General features: G+C 65.5%; 18 protein-coding genes. 12 read left to right on the top strand and 6 right to left on the bottom strand.

What is annotated here, in order from left to right:
- The first annotated feature begins 16 nt into the window (after nt 1-16).
- The 4 genes from BSF38_RS02560 (at nt 17) to BSF38_RS02545 (ending at nt 3,185) form a co-directional block, all read left to right on the top strand.
- Nucleotides 17-346, top strand: a complete 330-nt coding sequence (locus tag BSF38_RS02560; protein WP_076343316.1) for an ArsR/SmtB family transcription factor — start codon at nt 17-19, stop codon at nt 344-346.
- A complete protein-coding gene (locus BSF38_RS02555) occupies nt 339-800 on the top strand; it encodes an SRPBCC family protein (RefSeq protein WP_076343315.1) in 462 nt (153 codons plus the stop codon). The genes BSF38_RS02560 and BSF38_RS02555 overlap by 8 nt, the downstream gene beginning before the upstream one ends.
- A 166-nt stretch (nt 801-966) precedes the next feature.
- A complete protein-coding gene (locus tag BSF38_RS02550) occupies nt 967-2,643 on the top strand; it encodes a S53 family peptidase (RefSeq protein ID WP_076343314.1) in 1,677 nt (558 codons plus the stop codon).
- Nucleotides 2,644-2,726: 83 nt separating this feature from the next.
- On the top strand, nt 2,727-3,185 hold the full coding sequence (locus BSF38_RS02545; protein ID WP_076343313.1) for a protease pro-enzyme activation domain-containing protein: 459 nt from the start codon (nt 2,727-2,729) through the stop codon (nt 3,183-3,185).
- Here the strand turns inward: BSF38_RS02545 and BSF38_RS02540 are convergent.
- Nucleotides 3,167-4,279 (bottom strand): GntR family transcriptional regulator, encoded by a 1,113-nt coding sequence (locus tag BSF38_RS02540; protein ID WP_076343312.1) that lies wholly within the window; start codon nt 4,277-4,279, stop codon nt 3,167-3,169. The two genes, BSF38_RS02545 and BSF38_RS02540, sit on opposite strands and share 19 nt — an antisense overlap.
- Nucleotides 4,280-4,458: 179 nt before the next feature.
- Between BSF38_RS02540 and BSF38_RS02535 the strand changes: the two genes are divergently transcribed.
- Complete coding sequence (locus BSF38_RS02535; protein ID WP_076350551.1) at nt 4,459-5,361, top strand: HAD-IIA family hydrolase; 903 nt, start codon at nt 4,459-4,461, stop codon at nt 5,359-5,361.
- A 181-nt stretch (nt 5,362-5,542) separates the two neighbouring features.
- On the opposite strand, the gene BSF38_RS02530 is transcribed toward BSF38_RS02535, so the two are convergent.
- The 4 genes from BSF38_RS02530 to BSF38_RS02510 all read right to left on the bottom strand — a co-directional run bounded on the left by BSF38_RS02530 (nt 5,543) and on the right by BSF38_RS02510 (nt 10,648).
- Complete coding sequence (locus BSF38_RS02530; protein ID WP_076343311.1) at nt 5,543-6,685, bottom strand: HEAT repeat domain-containing protein; 1,143 nt, start codon at nt 6,683-6,685, stop codon at nt 5,543-5,545.
- 391 nt (nt 6,686-7,076) lie between these two features.
- Nucleotides 7,077-7,463, bottom strand: a complete 387-nt coding sequence (locus BSF38_RS02520) for a hypothetical protein (protein ID WP_083712645.1) — start codon at nt 7,461-7,463, stop codon at nt 7,077-7,079.
- A 113-nt stretch (nt 7,464-7,576) separates the two neighbouring features.
- A complete protein-coding gene (locus BSF38_RS02515) occupies nt 7,577-8,629 on the bottom strand; it encodes a 2-oxoacid:ferredoxin oxidoreductase subunit beta (protein ID WP_076343309.1) in 1,053 nt (350 codons plus the stop codon).
- A gap of 63 nt (nt 8,630-8,692) precedes the next feature.
- On the bottom strand, nt 8,693-10,648 hold the full coding sequence (locus tag BSF38_RS02510) for a 2-oxoacid:acceptor oxidoreductase subunit alpha (RefSeq protein WP_076343308.1): 1,956 nt from the start codon (nt 10,646-10,648) through the stop codon (nt 8,693-8,695).
- Nucleotides 10,649-10,996: 348 nt separating this feature from the next.
- Here BSF38_RS02510 and miaA point away from each other — a divergent pair, with 348 nt between their 5' ends.
- From miaA to truB, 7 genes are all read left to right on the top strand, one after another.
- Nucleotides 10,997-11,932: a tRNA (adenosine(37)-N6)-dimethylallyltransferase MiaA gene (gene miaA, locus BSF38_RS02505; RefSeq protein WP_237170713.1), complete on the top strand. Its 936-nt coding sequence runs from the start codon at nt 10,997-10,999 to the stop codon at nt 11,930-11,932.
- A gap of 181 nt (nt 11,933-12,113) precedes the next feature.
- On the top strand, nt 12,114-12,968 hold the full coding sequence (locus BSF38_RS02500; protein ID WP_168189292.1) for a PEP-CTERM sorting domain-containing protein: 855 nt from the start codon (nt 12,114-12,116) through the stop codon (nt 12,966-12,968).
- 245 nt (nt 12,969-13,213) lie between these two features.
- Nucleotides 13,214-15,043, top strand: coding sequence for a DUF11 domain-containing protein (locus tag BSF38_RS02495; RefSeq protein ID WP_076343306.1), 1,830 nt, complete (start codon nt 13,214-13,216; stop codon nt 15,041-15,043).
- 247 nt (nt 15,044-15,290) lie between these two features.
- On the top strand, nt 15,291-17,741 hold the full coding sequence (locus BSF38_RS02490) for a DUF255 domain-containing protein (protein WP_237170712.1): 2,451 nt from the start codon (nt 15,291-15,293) through the stop codon (nt 17,739-17,741).
- Between the two features lie 25 nt (nt 17,742-17,766).
- Nucleotides 17,767-18,366: a Uma2 family endonuclease gene (locus BSF38_RS02485; RefSeq protein WP_076343304.1), complete on the top strand. Its 600-nt coding sequence runs from the start codon at nt 17,767-17,769 to the stop codon at nt 18,364-18,366.
- On the top strand, nt 18,363-20,027 hold the full coding sequence (locus tag BSF38_RS02480; RefSeq protein WP_076343303.1) for a tetratricopeptide repeat protein: 1,665 nt from the start codon (nt 18,363-18,365) through the stop codon (nt 20,025-20,027). Before BSF38_RS02485 ends, BSF38_RS02480 begins: the two co-directional genes overlap by 4 nt.
- Complete coding sequence (truB, locus tag BSF38_RS02475; RefSeq protein ID WP_237170711.1) at nt 20,024-20,929, top strand: tRNA pseudouridine(55) synthase TruB; 906 nt, start codon at nt 20,024-20,026, stop codon at nt 20,927-20,929. The genes BSF38_RS02480 and truB overlap by 4 nt, the downstream gene beginning before the upstream one ends.
- 475 nt (nt 20,930-21,404) lie before the next feature.
- On the opposite strand, the gene BSF38_RS02470 is transcribed toward truB, so the two are convergent.
- Nucleotides 21,405-24,560, bottom strand: coding sequence for a TrlF family AAA-like ATPase (locus BSF38_RS02470; protein ID WP_338044241.1), 3,156 nt, complete (start codon nt 24,558-24,560; stop codon nt 21,405-21,407).
- Nucleotides 24,561-24,739 lie beyond the last annotated feature (179 nt).

The raw sequence follows: 24,739 nt of genomic DNA, 5'->3' as shown, positions 1-24,739 counted from the left end.
GTTGCATAATAGAAAAATGGACGCGGACCTCGACAAGGTGTTCAAAGCGCTGGCCGACCCGGGCCGTCGGGTGTTGCTCGACCGGCTGTACGCGGACGACGGGCAGACGCTGGGGCAGCTTTGCGAGCGCATGGATATGACGCGCCAGGCCGTGACGAAGCACCTCAAGGTTCTGGAGGAGGCGTCGCTCGTCGTGCCGATCCGGCGGGGGCGCGAGAAGCTGCATTATCTCAACCCCGCGCCGATCCACGAGATCTCCGAGCGCTGGATCGGCAAATTCGATCGGGGGCGATTGCGCGCCCTCGCGGAACTCAAGAAGAAGCTTGAAGGAGAGACCGATGGCTGATTCTCGATTCGTCTATGTGACGTACATTCGCACGACGCCGGAGAAACTGTGGCAGGCGCTGCTCGATCCGGAGTTCACGCGTCAGTACTGGGGAGGGACGTGGCAGGAATCCGAGTGGAAGCCCGGCGCGTCCTGGCGGATCATGATCCCCGACGGCCGCGTCGGCGACAGCGGCGAGATCCTCGAAATCGAGCCGCACCGGAAGCTCGTCCTGACGTGGCGCAACGAGTTCAAGCCCGAGTTGCATTCGGAAGGCCATTCCCGCCTGACCTACGAACTCGAACAACACGGCGACTCGGTGAAGCTCACCTTGATCCACGAGATGGAGACGCCCGGCTCCAAGCTCATCCAAGCGGTGTCGACCGGATGGCCGGCGATCCTGTCCAGCCTCAAGAGCCTCCTCGAAACCGGCGAGTCGCTCGAACAAACCCGCCGCTGGCCCCAGGGGGCGTGAAACGAAGCTCCGCCGCACCCAGACGGCACAATCATGAATATCTTTGGCGATTTACGTATTGCAATCGTGTCGATTCAGCGTATGCTTGGCTTTCGGAGGCGTGGATTCACGCCCTCGAGGAACCGATCGAAACGTGCGTCGTGTCCAATCTCTCAGGAGATTCATCATGGCCTCTTCGAAGCCAAAGCTCGTCCCAGTCGTCGGAAGTGAACTTCCGGCGCAATTCACGGCGAAGGCGGTCGGCCGGGCGAACGCGATCGAGCTCATCACCGTGACGGTCAAGGTCCGCGCAAAGAACGACAAAGGTTCGGCGGACGGTCTGCACGCGCTCGCGATGCAAGCCGTCAAGAACCGGTCGCACGTCAGCCGCGAGGAATTCGGGGCGGCTCATGGCGCTGACCCGGCGGACTTGAAGAAGGTGGAGGACTACGCCAGGGCCTGCAACCTGAACGTCGTCGAGAGCTGCACGGCGAAGCGGCGGGTGGTGCTCGCGGGCAAGGTCTCCGACTTCGAGTCGGCTTTCGGCGTGACGTTGGAGCGATTCGAGCATCCCGGTGGGACGTTCCGCTCGTATACCTCGTCGGTCCACGTTCCGCCCGACCTGGAGCCGATCGTCGAGGCCGTGCTCGGACTGAGCAACCGGCCCGCGGCCAAGCCCCACTTCCAGGCGCGGCGGCGGGCGAACCCGCTGGCTGGGATGTTCGCCTCGGCCGACGCGCCGCAGCCGCTCACCCCACTCCAGGTCGCCCAGCTTTACGACTTCCCCACCGGCCTGGACGGATCGGGCCAGAGCATCGCGATCATCGAGCTGGGCGGCGGATTCACGATGGCCGACCTCAACGCCTACTTCACAGGCCTCGGGCTGCCGACGCCGTCGGTCTCGGCGGTCTCGGTCCTGGGCGCGTCCAACACTCCCGTCAACGATCCGAACAGCGCCGATGGCGAGGTGATGCTCGACATCGAGGTGGCCGGAGCCGTCGCGCCCCAATCGAAGATCGTCGTCTACTTCGCGCCGAATACGACCCAGGGGTTCGTCACGGCGATCACCAACGCGGCGCACGACACGGTGAACGCGCCGTCGGTCATCTCGATCAGTTGGGGAGGGCCGGAAAGCACCTGGCGGGCGAGTGAGCGGACGGCCATGACCAATGCGATCCGCGACGCGGGGCTGATGGGCGTGACGGTCACGGTCGCTTCGGGGGACAACGGCTCGGCCGACGGGTTGACCGACCGCCGTTCCCACGTCGATTTCCCGGCGTCCAGCCCGTTCGCCCTGGCCTGCGGCGGAACCCGGCTTGAGGGGACCCTCGCGTCGATCTCCGAGGAGGTCGTCTGGAACGACGGCCCGAACAGCGCCACCGGGGGCGGGGTGAGCGACAGCTTCCCGCAGCCGGCTTACCAGAAGAACGCCCACGTGCCGAAGTCGGTCAACCCGGGCCATTTCGCCGGCCGGGGCGTCCCCGACGTCGCGGGCAACGCCGACCCCGAGTCGGGCTACGAGGTCCGGGTCGACGGCCTGAACACCGTCATCGGCGGCACCAGCGCCGTCGCTCCGCTCTGGGCCGGGCTGATCGCCTTGCTCAACCAGAGCCTGGGCAAACCGGTCGGATTCCTCAACCCGCTGCTCTATTCCCAGATCGCCACGGGGGGCGGGCTCCACGACGTCACGGTGGGAAACAACGGCTCCTTCAAAGCGGGAAAGGGCTGGGATCCGTGCACCGGGCTGGGCTCGCCCGACGGTGCCAAGATCCTCTCGCTGCTGGGCGGCACGAACGGCGCGGCGACGGTCTCGCACGACGGCGCGTCCAAGAAGGCGGCCGCCGCGGGTGCCGCCGTTGGGTAAGATTTCCCCATCGTCTCGGCTCCGGGCCGTGGGCGCGCCCCCGGCCCGGCCTCCTTCCCCAGAACGTCCCCAGGGCGGCGACCATGACCACGCCCAGCGAATCGCACGCAATCGGCCCGGCTGACCCTGATAAGCCGATGACCGTAACCGTGATCGTCCGTCCGCGGCGCCCAGCGCCTTCCGAGGCCGAGATCGAGGCCCAAGCGATGACCCCGATCGCCGAGCGCACGTACCTCGCGCGCGGGGCGGTCGCCGACGCGCATGGCGCCGACCCGGTCGAGCTGGAGGCGGTCGGGGCGTTCGCCCGCCGTCATGGCCTGAGCGTCGTCGAGTCGGACGCCGCCCGCCGCCGGGTGGTCCTGACCGGCCGGGCGTCCGACTGCGCATCGGCCTTCGGCGTCACCCTCCACCGGTTTCATGGTCCGACCGCCGAATACTGCGGCACCACCGACGAGGTGAAAGTTCCGACCGAACTCCAGTCGATCGTCGAATGCATCCTCGGCCTCGACGACCGCCCCGCGGCTCAACCGCGCGGGAGGTAGGCCCCGCACGATTCGCGGACGACCAGGCGAGGGGAGAGGGCGATTCGCCGGGGAGGGAGGGACGGGTCGGCGAGGCGGGCGAGCATCGCGCGGAAGGCGACGGCGGCGATGTCGCGGCAGGGTTGGTGCATCGTTGTCAGCGGGACCGACAACAGCGTGGCGAACCGGACGTCGTCGAAGCCGACCAGCCGGACGTCGCAGGGCACTCGCTTGCCGCTCTTTTCAAGGGAGCGGAGTAGGAGCGCCGCGACGTGGTCGCTGGCGCAGAGGACGGCGTCGACCGGGCCGCCGGCGAACAGGCCGGCGGCGTATTTCGGGTCGTCGGGCTCGCCCTCGCGGACGAAGTTCGGCGCGACCGGGAGCCCCTGCGCGAGGATCGCCTCGCGCGCGCCGGCGATCCGGGCTTTCACGGTCGGCGCCGAGAACGGACGGGTCACGAACGCCAGGTGGCGGCAGCCCAGCTTCAAGAGGTGGTCGGCCAACTGGTAGCCCCCGGCGAAGTTGTCGACCCCCACGAGGTCGAACCCGCTCCGCGTCGGGAACGCGCCCAGGTCGCGATCGAGCAACACCACGGGCACGCCCGCCCGGTGGAGCTTCTCGGCCAGTCCGCGATTGACCTCGTCGCAGCCGACGGAGTGCTCGAACGGCGCGAAGAAGACGCCGGCCACCTGGCTGCGAATGAACTGATCGCAGAGTTCCTCGGCGTCCTCGACGCTCATGTCCTCCTGCGGCATGACGTGGCCGCCCCCCCAGAGCAGCCCGTACCCATGAACCCGCGTCAGCCCGGCCAGCTCGCCGCCGACGGCCTCGAAGATCTCGGTCGTTCCCAGGCCGGGGATCAAGAGCCCGAACTGGCGATGGGCCACCGCCGGAGCGACGGCGTCACGGACGAAGCTCCCCGCCCCCGCGCGGCGCTCGACCAACCCCTGATCCTGAAGGTCACGCAACGCCCGCGCCACCGTCGGCCGCGACACGCCGAACCGCTCCACAAGCTGCGCCTCGCTCGGCAGTCGACCCGTCGGGACGTACTTCCCGGCCGCGATCTCGGCCAGCAGCTCGCGTGAGATCCGCAGGTGTTTCGACTCGGAAGGCATCGTCTTCGTCCTGACAACCGGCCCAAATGTCATGACAAGTATTTTGCATGAATCCTGACAACTGCCAATAGCAACTCCCGGAAGCCTGTCTATACTTCCACCGAGGGAGACGACCGGATCCGCTCCGGCCCCATTTCGATTCCAGAGGAGACCTGATTGTTATGACGGACAGCGACACGATGAATCGAGCCTTCCGCGCCCCTCGCGACCCTGCGACCGGGCTGGGATACCTCGTTGATATGGACGGCGTCATTTACCGGGGAGGTCGTTTGATCCCCGGGGCCGACCGCTTCATAGGCAAGCTGCTCGACGCCGAGATTCCCTTCCGGTTCCTGACCAACAACAGCCAGCGGACCCGTCGCGACGTGGCGACGCGGCTTCAACGGATGGGAATTCCGGTCGAAGAGGAGCACGTTTACACCTGCGCGATGGCCACGGCCCAGTTCCTGGCCAGGCAGAAGCCCGGCGGCACGGCCTTCGTCATCGGCGAAGGAGGGCTGCTCACGGCCTTGCACGAAAACGGCTATTCGGTCGTCGATAAAGACCCCGATTACGTCGTGGTCGGCGAAGGGCGGACGATCAGCTTCGAGATGGTTGAGGCGGCGCTGGGGATGATCCTCAAGGGCGCCAAGCTCGTCTCAACGAATCCCGATCCCAACTGCCCAACCGAATCCGGCCTGCGGCCCGGCTGCGGCGCGACGGCGGCCATGCTCGAATCGGCGAGCGGCGTGAAGGCGTTCAGCGTCGGCAAACCCAACCCGCTGATGCTCCGAGGCGCCCGCAAGGCGCTCGGCCTGACCACCGACCAGACCGTCGTGATCGGCGATACGATGGAGACCGACATCCTCGGCGGCGTCCAGCTCGGCTTCAAGACCGTCCTGGTCCTCAGCGGCGGCACCAGTCGTGAAGCCTTCGCCAGCTACGCCTACCGCCCCGACAAGGTGGTCGAATCGATCGCCGACCTCGACCCCGCGCAGCTCGCCCAGGATTTCGCCGACGATCTCAAACGGTCCGTCGCCCCGACGCCCCGCCTCAAGAAGCGAAGCTCCCGCGAAGTCTTCCTGACTTCGGAAGTCTACTAAAAACTCCCCGCCAGGGAGAACGCCCCCTTCCTCCAATCGCCGTCGCCGTGGTCGTCGCCCCTCCTTCATTCGGCGACCAAGACGGCCGAACCATCCGGCCCGGCTGCTCTCCAGACCGGACCACCGGATCATCCCGAACACCACAAGCCGGCACGGCAACCTCTCCGCCACGCCTCGCTCGTCATCGTCCCGGGTCCGGCTTCGGCGGCTCGGGGCGCACCTGTTCGATGAACAAGGAGAGCAGACCAACGGCGTTCTGCCGCACAGTGGGATTCTCGTTAGAGAGCTGCTTCATCAGGACTCCGGCGGCGGACGACAGGGCCGCCGGATTGGAGCCCAGGACCGTGTCCACGGCGGTCATCCGCCATTGCATCGGCAATTCTTGATCGGCGACGGCCTTGACCGAAAGCGCGACCACCCGGGGAGTCGACTCCCCTTCGATCGCCACGATCGCCATTCCGGCGCCGGCCCGCACGCCGGGGTCTTTATCGTCCAGCAACGATTCAAGCTTCGGAACGGCGACGGCGGCCTCAGGGCCGAGCCTCTCGATGCACGAGAGCACGTCGGGCAGGACGAACGGATTTCCAGAGCCGAGGAGGCTTGTGAGCGCATTCAACGCGTGCTCCCCCTGCCGATGTCCCACCAGGACGGAGAGCACCTCGGCACGATTGGCGACCGGCTCGGGATCGGCCAGGAGGGCGAGCAGCGTTCCGACGGCGGCTTGATCGCGGCCGCCCTCGATAGTCAGCAGGGCCTTCGCCGCCACGATTCGCACGTCGTGATCGGCGTCGGCGAGCGCCGCGCGGAGGTCGGCGACGATCGCGTCCTTTCCGTCGAACGCCGCAAGCCCCAGCGCCGAGGCGAACGCCGCGAGCCCGTCCGACGCTTCATTGCGAACGATGATCGACGAATCCTTGAGCATGCGCCGTAGGGCCTGAAGGCATTCCTCGCGTTCCTTCGGCAGGGAATCGGACCGGTGGAACAGATCATTGACCGCGTGGTTGAGGCCCCGGGCCGCCTCGATCCGAACGTCGTCGTCCTGGTCGGTCGAACCAGTGAGGAGCACCGGAATGAGGAGCCGCCAGTCCGCGCGACGCTCGACCAGCGACCGATAGGCCCGCGCCCGGACGTCCCCGCGCGTGGAGCCCGCCGAGACGAGCAGGCTCTGAATCTCCTGCGCCTCCAACCGCACACCTATCCAGTCGCCGACCCATTCCCGTATCTGCACGGCCCCGTAAATCGACAGCAAGATCACCGCGACGAGCGCCGTCGAGTAGAACAGCGGTCCGAACGCCTTACGCCGAGGCCTGGAATCGTTCGCCATGATCGCATCACCTCCTCAAGCGCGAGCCGAGGCCGAATTCGCTTCTCCCCGCAGGGGCGGATGAGGGGAGGGCTTCGATCGCCTCGGCCCTGGAAATCCCCCTCAAACGGCCGGCCCGGCCAATCGTGTTTGGCGCGAGATTTGAGGCGAGAGTTGGAAGTGATCCGGTCCCTCGCGGATGCTGATGTGGAGTGCGGCGGCTTGCCGCCGCGCCTGACACGCGGCCCATGCGGGAGCAAGCTCCCGCACTCCACGGAGAAGGCCGAACCGCTCCCACGTCGGGGTCGCAACCCTGGCCATAACCACGCTGGCCACCTCACCCCACCCGATCGGCATCGACCTTCCATGGGCTAAAATCGTGCCGAACACGATTGCCGTCCCGGCCGCCTTCTCACCTCGACCGTGGACGGTTCTCTTCTCGAAACTCGTCCAGGAGTTTGAAGAATTCATCGAAGGCATCTGCGTCGTCACAATGGTAATACGCGATCTTCGCGGCCCAACCTCCCACGTCCCGCCAGTCGTATTTCCGCTGCACGAAAGCGTCGAATTCATCGAACTCTTGCTCTTCCGAGGTTTGTGCAATCCCGAGCCCCCACCTTGCGTGCCGATACCCATGGAGCCACGAGTCGAAGCGTTGCAGCGATTTATGTCCCAGGTATATCCCGGGACGTTCTCGAACCGATTCCAGCAACCCGTAGAACCCTTTGAGGGCCTCAGATCGTCGCATGACGTCTTCTTGATTTCGGGGTTCGCCAGAGGCGGGGTCGTCCGAAGGCATCGGTGCTCCTTTGGGTTCGCGCTTCAAAATCCAGTCGCCCCCGATCGCCACCGACCGACAGGCCGATTCCAATCTCGGACTGTCGGTCGGCGCGGTTGAGTTCAAGCTCCGACTCAGATCGTCTCCATGATCTTCGCCAGCGTTTCGGGGCTGGGTCGGAGGGCTTCGTCGGAGAGGAGGGCCAGGGGGGTTGCGACGGTGTTCAGGGCGGTGGCGAAGTCGTCGCGGGTGGTGTCGACGTAGAGCAGGCCGGTGAGGAACTCGTGCTTCCGCAGGCTCTCTTCCAGCAGGTTGAGGGCCGAGGCGCGGCTCTTCACGTCGTGCTCCTCGTGGTTCAGGGCGCGGAGGACGATCCAAGAGCCGTCGTGGAGCTGGACGCGGACCGGCTCGCCGACCTTCTGTTCGACCTCGATCTCGGCCAGGCGGGGGACGAAACCGACGTCCTGGAGCGGCTCCTCGTGGTCCTTGGCCCATTCCCAGCTCTTGGTCGAGCCGGCGAAATCGTTGAACGTGACGCACGGGCTGATGATGTCGATGACGGCCGTCCCGCTGTGCCGGATCGCGGCCTTGAGCAACGGGACGAGCTGTTTCTTGTCGCCGGCGAACGACCGCGCGACGAAACTCGCCCCGCCGACGATCGCCTCGACGCAGAGGTCGAACGGGGCGATCGTATTCTCCTCGCCGGTGGGGCGGCGGAGGTGGGCCTTGAGGTCGGCGGTGGCCGAGAACTGGCCCTTGGTCAGGCCGTAGCAGCCGTTGTCCTCGACGATGTAGACCATCGGCACGTTGCGACGGCAGGCGTGCTTGAACTGGCCGAGCCCGATGTTCGCCGTGTCGCCGTCGCCGCTGATGCCGATGCAGACGAGCTTGGCGTTGGCCATGAGCGCGCCGGTGGCCACCGACGGCATCCGGCCGTGGAGCGCGTTGAAGCCGTGGCTGGCCTGAAGGAAGTAGGCCGGCGTCTTGCTCGAACAGCCGATGCCGCTGAGCTTGACGGTCTGGTACGGGTTGAGCCCGATCGATTTGCACGCCTCGATCAGGTAGCTGGTGATGCTGTTGTGGCCGCACCCTTTGCAGAGCGTCGACGGCAGCCCCTGAAAGGCCACGGTCGGCAACGCAAAGCTGCGGCCGTTCGACTCGACGGTGATGGTCGCCTCGCTAGCCATGATTCGATCGCCTCGAAATGAGGAATGTGCGCGGGAAGAGAATAATCCGACGACGGGCCGATGTCACTCGGGCGAGGGTTGCTCGACGTGGGACGCGTGCGGGTTGTCGCGCTCGACGTCGCCGGTCGGCCAGCCGGGACCGCTGGGATTCTTCTCCCATCCCAGGATCGGGCGGACGATGTTCTCGGCCGAGATCGGCGTGCCGCTGTAGTGCGTGACCGGAACAAGGCGGTCGGCGATCGTGCCGCGAAGCGTCGTCTTCAAGAGCGATGTGACCTGCGCGTCGCGGTTCTGCTCGATCACGTAGACCCGCTGATGACGCTCGATGAAGTGCGTCACCTCGTCGGAGACGGGCAACGCGCGGATGCGGCAGTAGCCGGTGCGCACCCCTTGCTCCTGAAGCTGATCGCGGGCCTCGGCCATGGCGACGTGCGACCCGCCGTAGGCGAGCAAGCCGACCTGGGCGCTCGGGTCGCCCTCGATGATCGGCGCGGGGAGCGCCTTGCGGGCGGTTTCGAGCTTCAGCGCCAGGCGATCGAGGTTCTTCTTCCAGTCTTCGGGACGTTCGCTGTAGCCCGATTTCTCGTTATGGCCGGTGCCGCGGGTGAAGTAGGCGGCCATCGGGTTCTCGGTCCCGGGGATCGTCCGGTAGCAGACGCCGTCGCCGTCGACGTCCTTGTACCTTGCGAACTCGCCGATGCGTTCGAGGTCGGCCGCGTTCAAGAGCTTGCCGCGCTGGAGCGGCTTGTCGGGATAGCGGAACGGTTCGGAGAGCCAGAGGTTCATGCCCAGGTCGAGGTCGGTGGCCACGAAGACGGGGGTCTGGAACTGCTGCGCCAGGTCGAGCGCCTCGATGACCAGCTCGTAGCACTCCTCGACCGAGCCGGGCAAGAGGACGATGTGCCGGCAGTCGCCGTGGCCCAGCAGGTGCATCTTGAGCACGTCGCCCTGGCTGGTGCGCGTCGGCAGGCCGGTGCTCGGCCCCATCCGCTGGACGTCGATGATCACGACGGGGATCTCGGCGAAGTAACCCATGCCGACGAACTCGGTCATGAGCGAAATGCCCGGCCCCGACGTCGCCGTCAGCGCCCGGGCGCCCGCCCAGCCCGCGCCGATGGCCATGCCGATCGCCGCCAGCTCGTCCTCGGCCTGGATGACGGCGAAGCTCTTGCGGCCCTCGGCGTCGGTTCGGTGCTGCTTGAGGAAGCCCTCGGCGTACTCGGCCAGGCTGCTCGACGGCGTGATCGGATACCACGTGAGCACGCTCGTCCCGCCGAACAAGACGCCGAGCGCAGCGGCCTTGTTCCCTTCGATCAGGATCTTGTCCTGGGTCGACTCCATTCGTTCGACCCGATACGGCAGGTTGGTAGGCAGGTTCGCCTGGGCCCACTCGTACCCGGTGTGCACCGCCGCGATGTTGATCTCGGCGGCCTTCGCCTTCCGCCCCGGAAACTCCCGGCGCACGCCCTGTTCGACGGCCTCCATGTCGATCCGGCAGATCGACGCGAGGACGCCGACGTACACCATGTTCACGACCTTGCGGAGCTTGTCGCGATACCCCTTGTCGGTCTTGTCCGGCGGATACGCTTGCTCCACCAGCTTGTAGAAGGGCGCGGCGAGGAACGTCACGTCGTCGCGGAGGCTCGGGAGGTCCACCGAGAAGTCTTCACGGTACAGGCAGATCGCGCCGGGCTTCAGCTCCGACACGTCGTCCTGGGCCGTGACCTCGTTCATGCAGACCAGGATGTCGGGGTCGGCGCGGTGCGCGCCGTAGCCGCGGGCGCTCGCCCGGATGTGGAACCATGTCGGCAGGCCCTCGATGTTCGAGGGGAAGATGTTCTTGCCGCTGCACGGAATGCCCATTGCATAGAGCGACCGCAACAAGACGAGGTTGGCCGACTGGCTCCCCGATCCGTTGACGGTCCCCACACGGATCGCTAGATCATTGACCACAGGCGCGACCTTGGGCGCCGCCGCGCGCGCCGGGGCCGGTTCAGCCACGGAAGAGGTGGTTGACATTGCTCAGCGTACCTCACAGGACCGAGGCGCCTGGCCTGGCCCCACGCGCCGGGAGGGATACCCCGGCCGTTGAAGACGCGTGGAGTCTGCGTTGACTGGATCGAGGCCGAACACCCCGCCAAGTTCAGTCGACCACATCCGTGGTAGGATGGCAAGGGACCGGCGGCGGGTTGACCGGCGGCCCTCGAAATACAAGCTCGAAGCGCCAGCGAGTGGATTTCCAGTCGGCCGTTCGAATCCATCCACTCGCTGGCGCTTCGAGCTTGTATTCGGACGCCTCCACGGCGTCATCATGGTTTGCGCCCCCGCATCAACTCAAATCACCCCCGATTCGACCGCGAGACTTCCGTGTCCGAGAATCCCCTGCATCGCGCGATCTATCTGACCGGCCCGACGGCCTCGGGCAAGTCGGCCGTCGGCGTCCACCTGGCCCGCATTCTCGACGCCGAGATCATCGCGCTTGACTCGATGACCCTTTACCGAGGCATGGACGTCGGCACCGCCAAGCCGACGACGGCCGAGCGCGGCGGGGTGCCGCACCACCTGATCGACGTCCTCGATCCCTGGGAGTCGGCGAGCGTCGCCGAGTACCGCGGCTGGGCGATCGACGCCGTCCTAGACATCGAGTCGCGCGGCAAACGCGCCCTCTTCGTCGGCGGCACCGCGCTGTATCTCAAGGCCCTGTTGCGCGGCCTCTTCGACGGCCCCGGCACGGTCCCCGAAGTCCGCGACCGCCTTGAGGCCGAGGCCGAAACGCTGGGCGATCCGGTGATGCACGCGCGACTGACGGCCCTCGATCCGGCGACGGGCGCGCGGCTGCACCCCAACGATCGGCGGCGCGTCGTCCGGGCCCTGGAGGTGATCGAGACCACCGGCCGGGTGTTCAGCGAGCTTCAGCGCGAGCACGCCCAGCCCGCGCCGGCGTCAACGCAGGTCTTCGCCCTCGAACCTCCCCGACCCGTCCTGTACGACCGGATCAACAAACGGGTGGTCCGGATGTTCGAGGCCGGCCTGGTCGACGAGGTCCGACGCCTCAAGACCGCCCCGCGCCCGCTCAGCGGCGTGGCGGAGCAGGGGGTCGGCTATCGCCAGGTCGTCGCCCACCTGGCCGGCGAACTCGACCTCGATCAAACCATCGACCTGATCCAGACCCGCACCCGCCAGTTCGCCAAGCATCAGGCGACCTGGTTCCGCGGCCTGGTCGAAGTCCGATCGCTCCCCGTCGCGGCCGACGAGCCCCCCGACGTCACCGCGAGCCGGCTGGAAGTGGTCGTCAGGATTTGAGCCTCGAACCTGTCGACTCCCATCGACCGCGACGCCCCCGCCCGCTTCCCGCTTCCGACGTTGAAAGACCCCGGAACATTTACTTGACTAAAGCATTAACAGTCATTAACACTACGTGCATGGCTGAGGATACGCCATGCATCGAGATCTGACTCAAACACCTTCCTCGGAGACGGCACGGATGCCAGGTTTCACCACTCGTTCTCTCGCGCTTACGATCCTCTTCTTGACCGCATCGAACGCCTTCGGCTCAAAGATCCTGCTGATCGGCGGCGACGACGCGTCCAACACGTCGATGATGGCGTCGGTGCTCGAAGCTCAGGGCAACACGGTGACGACCGCACCGGCCTATACGGCGTTCACCGGGAGCGGTCTTTCGGCCTACAACGCCGTGTTTCTCCTCCCCAACGGCTCATACTATAACGGAGTCGACATGCCCGATTCCGGTCAGCAAGCCCTGGTTGACTATGTGAAAAACGGAGGAGGGTTAGTGACCAGCGAGGCCGTCGGCGACATGATCCAAGGCCCGGGCGGCGTGCACATGCTTCAGAAGCTGGCGCAGGCGCTTCCGTTCACAGGGCTGTTTCACAACACGGCCAATTCGCCCGTGATCCTGGGCCAGATCACGAACGATCCGATCATGAACGACCAACTGCCGAGCCAGCTCGTTCTCCATCCCCAGGGGTACAACACCGAGATAGGCTACACACCCAAGTGGGGAGCCACCGCGTTCTTCGACACGAACCAGTGGACGGCGACGTTCGGCGGATACGGCGTCATGGCCGGGGTCGTGGGATGGAATTTCGGAAGCGGCCGAGTACTCAGCCTGTCCATGTTCTCCGACAGCGCCCTCCTGGCCGACCCGAATTATGATCGCCTCGTCGGCAACTCGGTGAGGTGGGCCACTAGTGCGAAGGCCGTGCCCGACCCCGGTTCGACGCCCGTGCCCGAACCCAGTTCGCTGCTGGTGCTCGGCGCCGCGGGAATCGCGTTCGCGGCGGTGTCGCGTTCGCGCCGTCGGTCGTGCGAAGGGTGAGGGATTGGGAGCCTCGCGGTTCCCTTCAATTCCCCCGGATTGACCTTCCTCGCCTGGGGGGCTTTTGCTATTAAACTGCGACAGCCATCTTGCCGACGACCGGCCTGCGCCCCCCTTTGGGATGCGCGCTCGCCGGGTCGGGTCGATCCAAATCCGCACCCTGTCCTGACGCAGATCCCGCGATCGCACCCGAGACGACGCGCCCGGCGTCGATCGGGGCCGTTCCCAAGGAGGGGACCGATTCCATGGGCCGGCGATACTTCTTCCTGCTCGGTGCGTCGCTTCTGATCATTTTGGGGCCGGAACGCGTCCTGGGACAAACCCCCTCGCCCGCTCCGGCCGAGGTCGACGCCGCGTCCTTCCCGGCGACGACCGATGATCTCGCAGAGCCCGAGCGGCTCCCCGTGGTGGAACCAGGCAAGCTCCCGGAACGCCTCGCACGCCCGGTCGGAGCCGCCCCGAAGCGCGACGACGAGGTCGAGCGAATCCAGGCCGCTCCCGGGAACGCCCCCGCGCCGGCCGCCGCCCCCGATCCCGCCGCGGCCGCTGGGGCGGGCGGAGTCGTCGAGGGCGGGTTCATGCAACCGCTCGATCGGCTGCCGCTGGGCAAGCACGAGGTGCTGCTGAGCGTCAACGTCCTGGCCCCGCAGGACATGAACATCAATAAAGAAGCCACGGTGAAGATCGTGGTCAAAAATAACGGCTCGGCCGACGCCCTGGGCGTGGTCGTCCGCGACGATCTGCCGACGGGCCTCGAATTCGTCAGCAGCCTGCCCGAGGCGCAGCGCGCCGCCAGCTCGCTCTTGACCTGGAGCATCGGCATCCTTCAGGCGGGAACCGAGAAAGTGATCCTGGTGAAGGTCAAGCCGACCCAGGCGACGCCGATGGACCATGCGGCGACCGTGACGTTTCAGGCCGGAAGCAAGGCCCGCAGCCGGGTCCTTCAGCCCAAGCTCAAGGTCGAAGTCGTCCAGACGCCGAGCATCGACAAGGTGCTCAAGGGCAAGGCGGCCGAGTTCCGGATCTCCGTGACCAACACCGGCGACGGCCCCGCCCGCGACGTCGTGGTGCTGGCCAAACTCAGCGCCGGTCTCAGCCACGAGAGCGGCGAGAAGAACGACGACAACAGCTTCGACCTGCCGATCAAGGAGATCGGCCCCGGCCAGCGTGAAGAGCTGCCGGTGATGGTCGTCGACGCCAAGCAAGGGGGCCATCAGACTTGCCAGGTCAAGGCGACCAGCCCCGACGTCGTATTCAACAAGGAAGAGGCCGAGATCGAGAAAGCCCTCGAGGTCATCGAGCCCAAGCTCAAGATCACCCTCGACGCCCCCGAGAAACGCTACACCGACACGATCGCGAGTTATACGATCACGCTTGAGAACCCCGGCTCCGCGCCGGCCAAGAACGTCCGCGTCCTGGCGACCTTGCCGGTCAGCGGCCAGCTCGTCACGCCCCCCCCGGGAGCCAAGTACGACCCCGCCACCCGACGCATCACCTGGACCCTCTCCCAGATCGACCCGACCGAGAAGCCGCGAACGCTGACCTTTGAGGTCAAGATGGGGGGCATTGGCTTTTATCAGGTCACTGCCGAGGCCCGAGCCGACAACGCGATCCTCGCCGGCGACAAGCGCTCGACCGACGTCCAGGGCATGGCCGACCTCGACCTGGTCGTCCGCGAGCGCCGGCGGGTGGTCGACGTCGACGGCACCACCACGTTCCAGGTCCGGCTCCGCAACTACGGCAGCAAGGAAGCCGCCAACGTCCAGGTCCGAGCGGAAGTGAGCCCCAATCTCAGGATCGAGGAGACGGCCGGCGGCCCGACGGAGCCGGCCAAACCCGCCGACAACAATACCAAGGCGATGTTCCCCAAGATCGACCGCATCCAGGCCGGCAAGGAAATGACGATCCTGATCAAGGTGAAGGTCGTCAACCACGACGAGAAGGCCAGCGCCGGCGTCTGCCGCGTCTTCGTCTCGCACGACGATCTCACCCAGGAACTGGAAGACATGGCGATGGTCAAGGTGGCCGAAGGCCGGCGCACGGCCAACGCCAAGGAGCCGCCGGCCGCGAAATGAGCAGATGGCCGTTCGTGGGTGCCACGGGTTCGGTCTCCGAACCCGTGCGAGAGAGACTCGGCCTGCCAACCCGGGTTCGCGAACCGACCCCCGGCCACCCACCTTTGGAATTCGGAATACCAGCGTCGAGAGTTCCACACGTGACTGGGCCGCTGGTCGTCTGAGGTTGGTTCGCCGGACGGTTTCCGCATACAATCGACGTGCGCCTCGCTCTCGCCGATTTCGCAACCCGACGCAGGACCACGCGATGCCATCATCGACGGCCGTTCGCACAACGAGGATTCGCGAGGTCGCGGCGGCGATGGGCGTCGCGCTCGCCGTCCTGGCGGGCTTGGGTTCGATCTCGACCGTCGCCGAGGAGCCGGCCGAACACGCGGGGCCGGCGAACAGCCTGGCCGGCGAGACCAGCCCGTACCTCCTCCTGCACGCCCACGACCCCGTCGAATGGCGGCCGTGGGGCCCCGAGGCGTTCGCCAAGGCCAAGGCCGAGAACAAGCCGATCTTCCTGTCGATCGGCTACAGCTCGTGCTTCTGGTGCCACGTCATGCAGCGCGAGAGCTTCCGCGATCCGGCGGTGGCCAAGCTGCTCAACGACCACTTCATCAGCATCAAGGTCGATCGCGAGGAACGCCCGGACGTCGACCAGGTGTACATGGCGGCCCTCCAGGCGTTCAGCACCGGCGGCTGGCCGATGTCGATGTTCCTGCTGCCCGACGGCCGGCCGTTCTTCGGCGGCACGTATTTCCCGCCCCGCGACAAGCCGGGCTTCACCGGCTTCGAGACGGTGCTCGCGGGGGTCGCCAAGTCGTGGCGCGAGGAACACGCCGAGATCGAGCGCGCCGCCGCCGGCCTGACCGAGATCGTCCGCCGCAAGCTCGGCAAGGGCGCCTCGCGCCGCAAGGTCCCGCTCGGCCCCGAGGTCGTCGCCGAGGGTCGGAGCCAGCTCGCCGACCAGTTCGATCCCGAGTACGGCGGGTTCGGCTTCAACCCCGGCAACGCCCGCCGCCCCAAGTTCCCCGAGCCGGTCAACCTCGTGTTCCTCCTCGACCAGCACCGCCGCGACCCCGCCAAAGCCCCCGCTTCGCCCACCTCCGCGCCCTCGAACCGCGACCCGCTGACGATGAGTCTGTTCACGCTCGACCACATGGCGCGGGGGGGCGTCCGCGACCAGCTCGGCGGCGGCTACCACCGCTACGCCACCAGCCGGTTCTGGATCGTCCCCCACTTCGAGAAAATGCTTTACGACAATGCCCAGCTCGCCTCGGTCCACCTGCAGGCGTTCGAGCTGACCGGCGACCCGCGATGGCGCGACGAGGCCGGGGCGACCTTCGCGTTCATCGACCGCACCATGACTTCCCCCGAAGGGGGCTTCTACTCGTCGCTCGACGCCGAGACCAAGGCCGGCGAGGGCGCCTATTACGTCTGGACGCCCGACGAGGTGAAGCAAGTCCTGGGCGCCGGCCCCGACGCCGACGCCTTCATCCAGGTCTACGGCCTCAAGCGCGAGCCCAACTTCGAGGGAGACCGCTACGTCTTGCTCGAACCCCGACCGCGCGCCGAGCAGGCCGAGAGCTTCAAGACGACGCCCGCCGAACTCGAACGCCGGCTCGCGCCGTTGCGTGCCAAGCTGCTGAAGGCGCGCGACCAGCGTCCCGGGCCGTCGCGTGACGACAAGATCCTCACGGCCTGGAACGGCCTGATGATCGCCGCCTACGCCGACGGCTACCGCGTGCTCAAGGACGACCGCCTGCTGCGCGCCGCCGAGAAGGCCGCCGATTTCCTCCTCGACAAGCTCCGCGATCCTTCGGGCCGCCTGCTCCGAACCTACCGCGCGGGCCAGGCGCGGCTGCCGGCGTACCTCGAAGATTACGCCTACCTCGCGCACGGCCTCTTGCGGCTGCATGAAGCCGCCAAGGACGGCCGCCGGCTCGAACAGGCCCGCGCACTGACCGACCGGATGATCGCCGACTTCGCCGACGAGCAGGACGGCGGCTTTTTCTTCACCGCCGACGACCACGAGAGCCTGCTGGCGCGGTCGAAAGACCCGCTCGACGGCGCCCTGCCGAGCGCCAACGGCATCGCCGTGCTCAACCTCATGGCCCTCCACCGGGCCGACGCCGGCGAAACGCGTTACCTCGACCTCGCCGGCAAGACGCTCGACGCCTTCAGCCCGTTCCTGGCTCAGAACCCGGCGTCGATGCCGATCATGCTCGTCGGCCTGCTCGAATACCACGACGTCCGCCCTCCCCAGAAGCCCGCGCCCGGCGCCTCGGCCGACGCCCCCAAGGTCGTGTCGGCCCAGGCGAAGGTCGTCGAGGGTCAGAAACCGAAAGCCGGCGGCGCGGTCGCGGTGGTCGTCTCGCTGGCGATCCAGAGCGGCTGGCACGTCTACGCCAACCCCACCGGGCAAGAGTTCCTGAAGCCGACCACGATCACCCTCGAAGCCGGCCAGCCCGCCGAGTCGATCCGCGTCGACTACCCCGGCGGCAAGGCCCAGACGCTCGCCTCGGTCAGCCCCGAGCCGGTCTCGCTGTACGAAGGGAAGGTCGAGATCCCCCTGCGATTCCGGCTGACGAAGGCCGCGGCCCCCGGCAAGCTCCGCGTCCTCCTCCGGCTCAAATTCCAGGCCTGCGACGACAAGGTCTGCCTCGCCCCTGCGAGCCTCGTCGTCCCCGTCGACCTGACCATCGCCCCGTAGACCAACCACGACGGAGCCCCTCCCCATGAGCACCACCGCGACGATCATCGGCCCCGCCGACGAGGGCCGCCGCATGTCCCTCGACGAGTTCATCGACGCCCGAGGGGAGGGCGGACGCCTCTACGAATTGAGCCGGGGAATCGTGACCATGGTCGATGTACCGAGCCCGCGTCATTTCAAGATCATCGACGCCATCAGAATGGAGTTCGCGCGATATCGAGAGTCGCACCCGGATCGGATCTACGGCGTCGCCAGCGGCGGCGAGTGCCGTCTGCTCATCAAGGCTCTCGAATCGGATCGTCACCCCGACCTGGCCGTCTACAAGACGCCGCCCCCGGAGTCCGAGAACGCCGACGAGATCTGGTCGCAGTGGATTCCCGAGATCGTGATCGAGGTCGTCTCGCCCAGCTCGCGGTTTCGAGACTACCAGCAGAAGCCCGAGGAATACCTGCGGTTCGGGGTCCACGAATACTGGATCGTCGACGTCGCGGACGAGTCGATGAAGGTGCTGCGTCGTTCCGGCGGCCAGTGGGCCGAGCGGACGTTGAAGGCCCCTGAGACGCACAAGACCCGGTTGCTGCCGGGGCTCGAATTCTCCATCGCCGCGATGTTCGAGGCGAAATGAAGCGGACTGTCCGAATCCTGGGGATCGCCGTTCCGCTGGCTCTCGCGCTCACGGCCGTGGTCGTCCTGCCGGGCTGGGTCCCGCTGTTCCCGCGCGCGGTGCAGCGAGGAATGACCGAGAGCTTGCTCCGCGGCACGCTGTTCTTCTACGTCGCGGTCTGCCTCGCCTCCTTCATCGGCGCGCCTTACTTCGGCTGGCGGACGATCCAGAATTGGCGGCGGAAGCGCCGGGGGTCGCGGTCCGAGCGGGTCTTCTTGCTCTGCCTCTCGTGCCTGTTCTCGTTCGTCGCCCTCGAACTCGGCGCGGCGGCGGTTCTGGCGTGGACGCACCGGTTCCCGACCTTGCCGACGACCTTTCCGGCGAAGCCGGTGGACGAATACCGGATCGTCGTGCTCGGCGAGTCGAGCGCCCTGGGCGAGCCGTACCGGCCCTGGGTTTCGGTCGGCCAGATCGTCGCCTGGAAGCTTGGCGAGGCCATGCCCGACCGCCGGTTCGAGACCGAGATCCTGGCGTGGCTGGGCGACTCGCTCGAAAAGCAGCACCAGAAGCTCGGCCGGATCACCCAGCGGCCCGACGCCGTGATCGTCTACTCGGGCCACAACGAGTTCGCCGCGCGGTTCGAGGAGAACCGCGACTACTCGCTCGACCTCGAACCCCGCGCGGCGGTCGTCCGCCAGCTTCACCACGCCAGCCTGCTCTCGCCGTTCTGCAGCCTCGTCTACGAGCTGATCAGCAAGAACCGGCTCGACACGCCGCCTTCGCTCAAGGATCATCACCAGCTTATCGATCCTCCCCTGTGCAGCCCGACCGAGGCCGCCGCGATCCTGGCCGACTTCACCGCCCGTCTGGAGGCGATCGTCGCGTACTGCGAACGCATCGGCGCGCTGCCGATCCTCGTCATCTCACCGGCCAACGAAGCCGACTACGAGCCGAGCCGATCGACCGTCGCGCCCGGCGTCGACCAGGCCGATCGCAACCGCCTCGTCGTCGATTTCCAGGAGGCGCGCGGCGCCGAGCCAGCCAAAGCCGAGCCGCTCCTGCGCGCGATCCTTGACCGCCATCCGGGGTTCGCCGAGGCCCATTACCGGCTCGGGAAGATCCTCGAACGATCGGGGCGGATCGACGAGGCCCGCGAGCATTTCCGGCTGGCGCTCGACGACGACGGCCTGCCGATCCGCTGCCCCGAGCCGTTCCGCGAGGCTTATCGCCAGGTCGCCGAGCGTCACCCCGGCTGCATCCTGATCGACGGCCGCCGCGAGGTCGTCGCCGCCAGCCCGTCGGGCCTGCTCGACGATCACGTGATCGAAGACACCCACCACCCGAACCTGAAGGGCTACGTCGCGCTCGCCGCCGCCGTGCTCCGCGAGCTGGCGGACCGGGCGGTTTTCGGTTCCGCGTCGACGGCGATCCAACCGCCGACGCTCGCGGATTGCGTCGCCCATTTCGGCATCGCCCCGCAGCGCCTGGCCGAAGCCTGCGATCGCACGAGCCTTCACTACAAGCGCGTGTCGGGCTATCGTTACGACCCCGCCGAACGCCTCGAAGCGTCGCGACGGTTCGCCGAGGCCGCCCGCCGGCTCCGCGCCGGCGCAACAATCCACGAGGTCGGCTTGCCGGCCTTCGATTTTCAAGAGACCAATCAGGGAGCATCCTCGAAGTGAAGACGGAATCGATCGGGATCTTGAACCTCGACAAACCCCCGGGCCGGACCTCGCGCGACATCGTCAACCAGGTCGGCCGGCTCTTGCCCAGGAAGGCGAAAGCGGGCCACGCCGGCACGCTCGACCCGCTGGCGACCGGTGTTCTGGTCGTCTGCGTCGGGTCCGCCACCCGCCTGATCGAGAACATCCAGCGCATGGGGAAGACGTACAGGACCGTGATCCGCTTCGGCGCCCGCAGCGACACCCACGACTGCGACGGCACGATCGTCAAGACGCTCGATCCCCGACAGCCCGACGTGTCCGAGATCGAAGCCGCGCTTGCGACCCAGCGCGGCGAGATCCTCCAGCAGCCGCCCGAATACTCGGCCCTCAAGATCGACGGCCGCCGCGCCTACGACCTCGCCCGCGCCGGGCTCCCCGTCGAACTCGCCCCGCGCCTCGTCCGCATCGACCGGGTCGAGCTTCTCTCCTACAAGTGGCCGAACCTGGAGCTGGAAATCGACTGCGGCGGCGGCACCTACATCCGGTCGATCGCCCGTGACGTCGGCGAACTCCTCGGCTGCGGCGCGCTGATGGACGCCCTCGTCCGCACCCGGATCGGCCCGTTCACCCAGGCAACCGCCGTCGCCCCCGACGACCTCGACCGCGAGAACCTGGAGGACCACCTGCGTTCCCCCCTCGAAGCCGTCCGCGACCTCCCCCGGATCACCCTCGACGCCCCCCTCGTCGCCGACGTCGCCCTCGGCCGCAAGATCACCGCCGACCGCCTCGCCGACGCCACCATCCCCCCCGGCGAGATCGCCTTGCTCTCCTCCGACGGCGACCTCGTCGCCTTAGGCGAGGGCGACCCCGACGGCCTCGCCGTCCAGCCGAGGAAGGTGTTCATCGATAAGTCATCATAGACGCCGTGGGCGGCCCCGAAGGTCTTCCCGGGAACGCCGATCACCCGATCGGCTGGCATGGTCGGAGGAGAGGAAAGAGCCGATCGGGTGATCGGCGTTCCCGAGGGAGGGTCCTCGATTCTCCGCAGCCGTGGGCGTGGGCGGACGGGTGACCCGGGTTCGTACTCGACCCCGGGTGGACAGGCCGAGGCTCCTTCCCCGGGTTCGGTCACCGAACCCAGGCCACCCGCCGACCCAAAGCCCGTATCCCGCAGTCCATCGATTTCGCATAGGGATGGCGACGGTCCGGTGCCTTCCCCGGGTTCGTACTCGACCCCGAGTGGACAGGCTGTCACCCCGGTGATTGCACAAGTCCCAGGGAGCGATCTCGCAGCACTCGGCCACTCGCTCAAGCCAGGGCTTACAGCTGAGGACGGAGCTAGGCACCTACACTGGCGCAAGATGCAAGATGCGGACAGATGGTCAATCAGCCTCGTCATGAGACCGTTCCAAGCAATGGCAGCCTCGCCGCCGGCATTGCTGGCGCGGTGTAGTCGATTTCGGGCTTTTGGTATTTCTTCCGGCGGTTATCGAAAGCCGGATAGGTACCTTCAAGAACATTGACTGACGTCTGATTGATTTCGTAGTCCTCGATCGCGCCGGTGGAGTAAGTGATCTTGCTGCCGTCGCTCTTATCGATCTTGCAGCAGATAATCTGGTCAGCGTCGCAGAACACGGCAAGATTGGGATTGTGGGTCACGATCATGACCTGCCGGCGAGCACGAGCCTTCCGGATGCAGTCAACAAGAAGCCTCACGACGGACTCGTTGTCGAGGTTGTGCTCTGGCTGGTCGATGATGATGGGGATCTCTTCCGTATCCAGCAGCAGGTAGAACACAAGCAGCAGCGCCCCCTTCTCGCCCGGCGAGAGCTGAGAGATGTCCTTGCCTCCGAGACGGAGGGTGTAACGTACCTCCAGGTATCCGAGGCCGAAGAGATAATCGTACAGCTCCAGGACGGTCTTGTTCTGCCGGAGCTGAGATTCGATCGACACCTTCTCGGGTGTTCCGTCGCGTTCGTACACAGTGAGTGCCGAGTACATGACGTCGGTGAACGCGACAACCCCATCGGTCGTTCCGAGATCGTGAGCGTTCAGGAGATCGATGACAGCCTTGCGACTTTCGTCCTCTCCGTAGAACGAGCCCTTGCGATTCTTGTGAATGAAGTCGAGAAAGCTCTCTTGAAACTTTCCGGGGCTGAGATAGGCGTCAAACTGAAGCTGGTGGGTATCGGTCGGGTCCGCTGATTCGGCCGCATCTGAGGCAACCTTTTGGACCGGCGCATAGAGCTCCTCGTACGCAGTCCGGATTGCGAGCAACTCCTCGTGAATCTTTCTGACAAGCTCCCGCCGTTCTTCTCGAAGTGCCTCCAGCTCCGCCGGGATGACTTCCGTCGCCCGGTTGATCCGGTCTTTCAGGTACTCGATGGTGTCGGCCTTGTCGGCGGCTCCAACGATGGCGTCTCTGCGAATCCCCCATGCCTTAAGTTGTGCCAAGTACGTCTGATATTCCTTCTCGGGTGAGTTCAGCTGGTCCTGCAGTTTTCTTATCTCGGCAATGCTCTCCGCCTCCTGAATCTCCAGGCTATTTACCGCGGGCGTGTCGCGTTCTGCCAGCTTGCCTTCTAAAAGGAGGCGAATTTCCACGAGGCGTGCAGCCACTTCGAGGCTCCGCTTGGTGAGCGGATCGCGATCGATTTCCACCTTTACGATTTCGTCAGTATCGAAACCCGCATCTTCAAACTCTTGCTGGTGTTCTTCACGGAACCCCTCGTGGTAGGCCGCGAAATTCTCGATGTGAGCCAGCAGCTGCGTCAGACGGGTTTCCTCGGCCGTGAGAGTGGTACGGTCCTCTTTAAGTGTTTCGATCTGATCGCGGATCGCAGTGAGCGAGGTCTCGCGCCTCTGGATTTCGGCTATCGTCCCCTTGGTCTTTTCGTCGTTCGGATCCTCGACGGGCTTCTGCTTCTCAACGGGCTTGATCTTCTGGTGAGCTTCCAGCTCCTTCTCTTTGAGCTCCAAAGACGTTCTGTAGGACTTGAGCGTGGCGTCGCTCATCTCCGCCTCGTTGCGTACGATCGTCTCGTTCAGGGTGTGCAGAGTCTGCAGCACCTGCTGGATGGCTTTCTTTCGGGCTTTGATGAGGTAGTCGAGCAAATCGTCGAGTGTCCCCATCTTGAGCTGCTTCTCTTCGGGGACCCGCGAGAAGATCACTTTCCGCAATTCTTTGCCAAACTCCGTTTCATTCCCCGCCGCGATCTCGTTGCAGAGTTCCTCAATGAAGTGCTGCGGCAGATACCGGACCCGCTCCGGTTTCTGGAGATCCGGGTTCTGGCTGAGGAGAACGTCGTAGCTGTTTCCGTCAGCCCATTCGATCGTGGCTGTGAATTGTTTCGCCTTGTTGCCGCCATGCCGGAAGCGACGATCGTTCAGGAACTCCATCTTGGTGCAGTGCGAGTTACCGGCGAGAGCGAGGATGTCCGCGAGAGCGCTCTTGCCACTGCCTTTGTTCCCGATAATCGCCACAAGTCCGGGGTTGAGAAGGACGTCCTGGCCATCGAACCATTTGTCCTTCAGCGACGAGTCCGCCACTTTCGCCAACTTAATCCTGCGGATGTATTTGGTGGGGTTCTCGTCAATGTGGACGAGCTTTGGCGGTCGGTCCCCGATGTGACATCGGAGAGACGGCTCATGGCAGATGTGCTTGAGCCCCTTGAAGGTCGGTTGTGCCTTGAGCCAAGTAGCTCGACTACTTGGGTAAACCCCGTAATCCGCGATGCGATGAGCATCACTTCCGGCGAAGACCGGCTTCGGATAGCCACCGATGTTCTCGATAAACTCGGGACCGACATGAGGTTTTTTCGGGTGGCCGTGACCGAGAAACAAATCTACGTTGCTCTGATTCCGCGTCTCAAAGCAGTGCGCCATCTTCATCAAGACCGAGTCACGATAGGGATGCTGCTCCCAGGCCAGCTTCTCGATGCCGTCGCTCGTGTCGTAGGGCTGAATGATGAGGCAGTGCTCTTCTCCGACGACTCTGATTGCGCTTTCAATCGACTCGCACGTGATCTCGGCTGACTTGTACCCAATCTCCAGCATCTTGGCTTCGTCAGCTCTGGCGGATACATCCAGGTTGTAAATTTTCTTCAATTTGCCGGGATCGAACTGACGTCCCACCTCGATCATGTGTGCCTTGGTCGGCGGCTTATGATCCTGTCCGGCAAGCTTTAGGCTGGAGACAAACGTCCGCAGATCATCGTCGCTAACGTCGTCATTGAGGAGTACATGTGTATTTAGACGATATGGCGTCGCGGCCACCATCCTCAGCTCAATACCAGGAAAGATCCGCTTCTTTAGGAGAGTCGTACTGCGATACATATAGTCGCGAAGCGCGATGAACCCGTCGAAGGTCCAGTAATCCATGATGCAGAAGGCGACGACATCGAGCTCATTGATCTTTTCTATGATCTTCTTACAGGTGTCGTCCCGCTGCCCCGGGGTCATCCCTTCGAATCGCGGACCCTTCCATTGGAAAGACGCGGGCGTATGGATATGGAGATCCCACTTCTGCCAAATGGAACCGATAGCGCTCAATTGGTGTACCTTCCCAAAAAATGTTCCCGCCGCCGCGCTAGCGGCATAACCCTACTAGGGATACGGAGCAGATTATAAATCGAGTTGTGGCGGAAGTCATGGGAGTACCAGCCTCAATGGAGCCCCCATTGCACGGACGCACAGGGAATGAGGACATTCTTAAACCATTAGGATGTTTA

It is taken from the genome of Paludisphaera borealis (assembly GCF_001956985.1).
Taxonomy (GTDB): Bacteria; Planctomycetota; Planctomycetia; order Isosphaerales; family Isosphaeraceae; genus Paludisphaera; species Paludisphaera borealis.
Note: the sequence above shows the minus strand (reverse complement) of the source record. Positions and strands in the feature narration are given on the sequence as shown.

Excerpts from the sequence above, each read along its gene's own strand:
- BSF38_RS02560 (WP_076343316.1), top strand. The coding sequence starts at position 17 with ATGGACGCGGACCTCGACAAGGTGTTCAAAGCGCTGGCCGACCCGGGC.
- BSF38_RS02555 (WP_076343315.1), top strand. The coding sequence starts at position 339 with ATGGCTGATTCTCGATTCGTCTATGTGACGTACATTCGCACGACGCCG.
- BSF38_RS02550 (WP_076343314.1), top strand. The coding sequence starts at position 967 with ATGGCCTCTTCGAAGCCAAAGCTCGTCCCAGTCGTCGGAAGTGAACTT.
- BSF38_RS02545 (WP_076343313.1), top strand. The coding sequence starts at position 2,727 with ATGACCACGCCCAGCGAATCGCACGCAATCGGCCCGGCTGACCCTGAT.
- BSF38_RS02540 (WP_076343312.1), bottom strand. The coding sequence starts at position 4,279 with ATGCCTTCCGAGTCGAAACACCTGCGGATCTCACGCGAGCTGCTGGCC.
- BSF38_RS02535 (WP_076350551.1), top strand. The coding sequence starts at position 4,459 with ATGAATCGAGCCTTCCGCGCCCCTCGCGACCCTGCGACCGGGCTGGGA.
- BSF38_RS02530 (WP_076343311.1), bottom strand. The coding sequence starts at position 6,685 with ATGGCGAACGATTCCAGGCCTCGGCGTAAGGCGTTCGGACCGCTGTTC.
- BSF38_RS02520 (WP_083712645.1), bottom strand. The coding sequence starts at position 7,463 with ATGCCTTCGGACGACCCCGCCTCTGGCGAACCCCGAAATCAAGAAGAC.
- BSF38_RS02515 (WP_076343309.1), bottom strand. The coding sequence starts at position 8,629 with ATGGCTAGCGAGGCGACCATCACCGTCGAGTCGAACGGCCGCAGCTTT.
- BSF38_RS02510 (WP_076343308.1), bottom strand. The coding sequence starts at position 10,648 with ATGTCAACCACCTCTTCCGTGGCTGAACCGGCCCCGGCGCGCGCGGCG.
- BSF38_RS02500 (WP_168189292.1), top strand. The coding sequence starts at position 12,114 with ATGCCAGGTTTCACCACTCGTTCTCTCGCGCTTACGATCCTCTTCTTG.
- BSF38_RS02495 (WP_076343306.1), top strand. The coding sequence starts at position 13,214 with ATGGGCCGGCGATACTTCTTCCTGCTCGGTGCGTCGCTTCTGATCATT.
- BSF38_RS02490 (WP_237170712.1), top strand. The coding sequence starts at position 15,291 with ATGCCATCATCGACGGCCGTTCGCACAACGAGGATTCGCGAGGTCGCG.
- BSF38_RS02485 (WP_076343304.1), top strand. The coding sequence starts at position 17,767 with ATGAGCACCACCGCGACGATCATCGGCCCCGCCGACGAGGGCCGCCGC.
- BSF38_RS02480 (WP_076343303.1), top strand. The coding sequence starts at position 18,363 with ATGAAGCGGACTGTCCGAATCCTGGGGATCGCCGTTCCGCTGGCTCTC.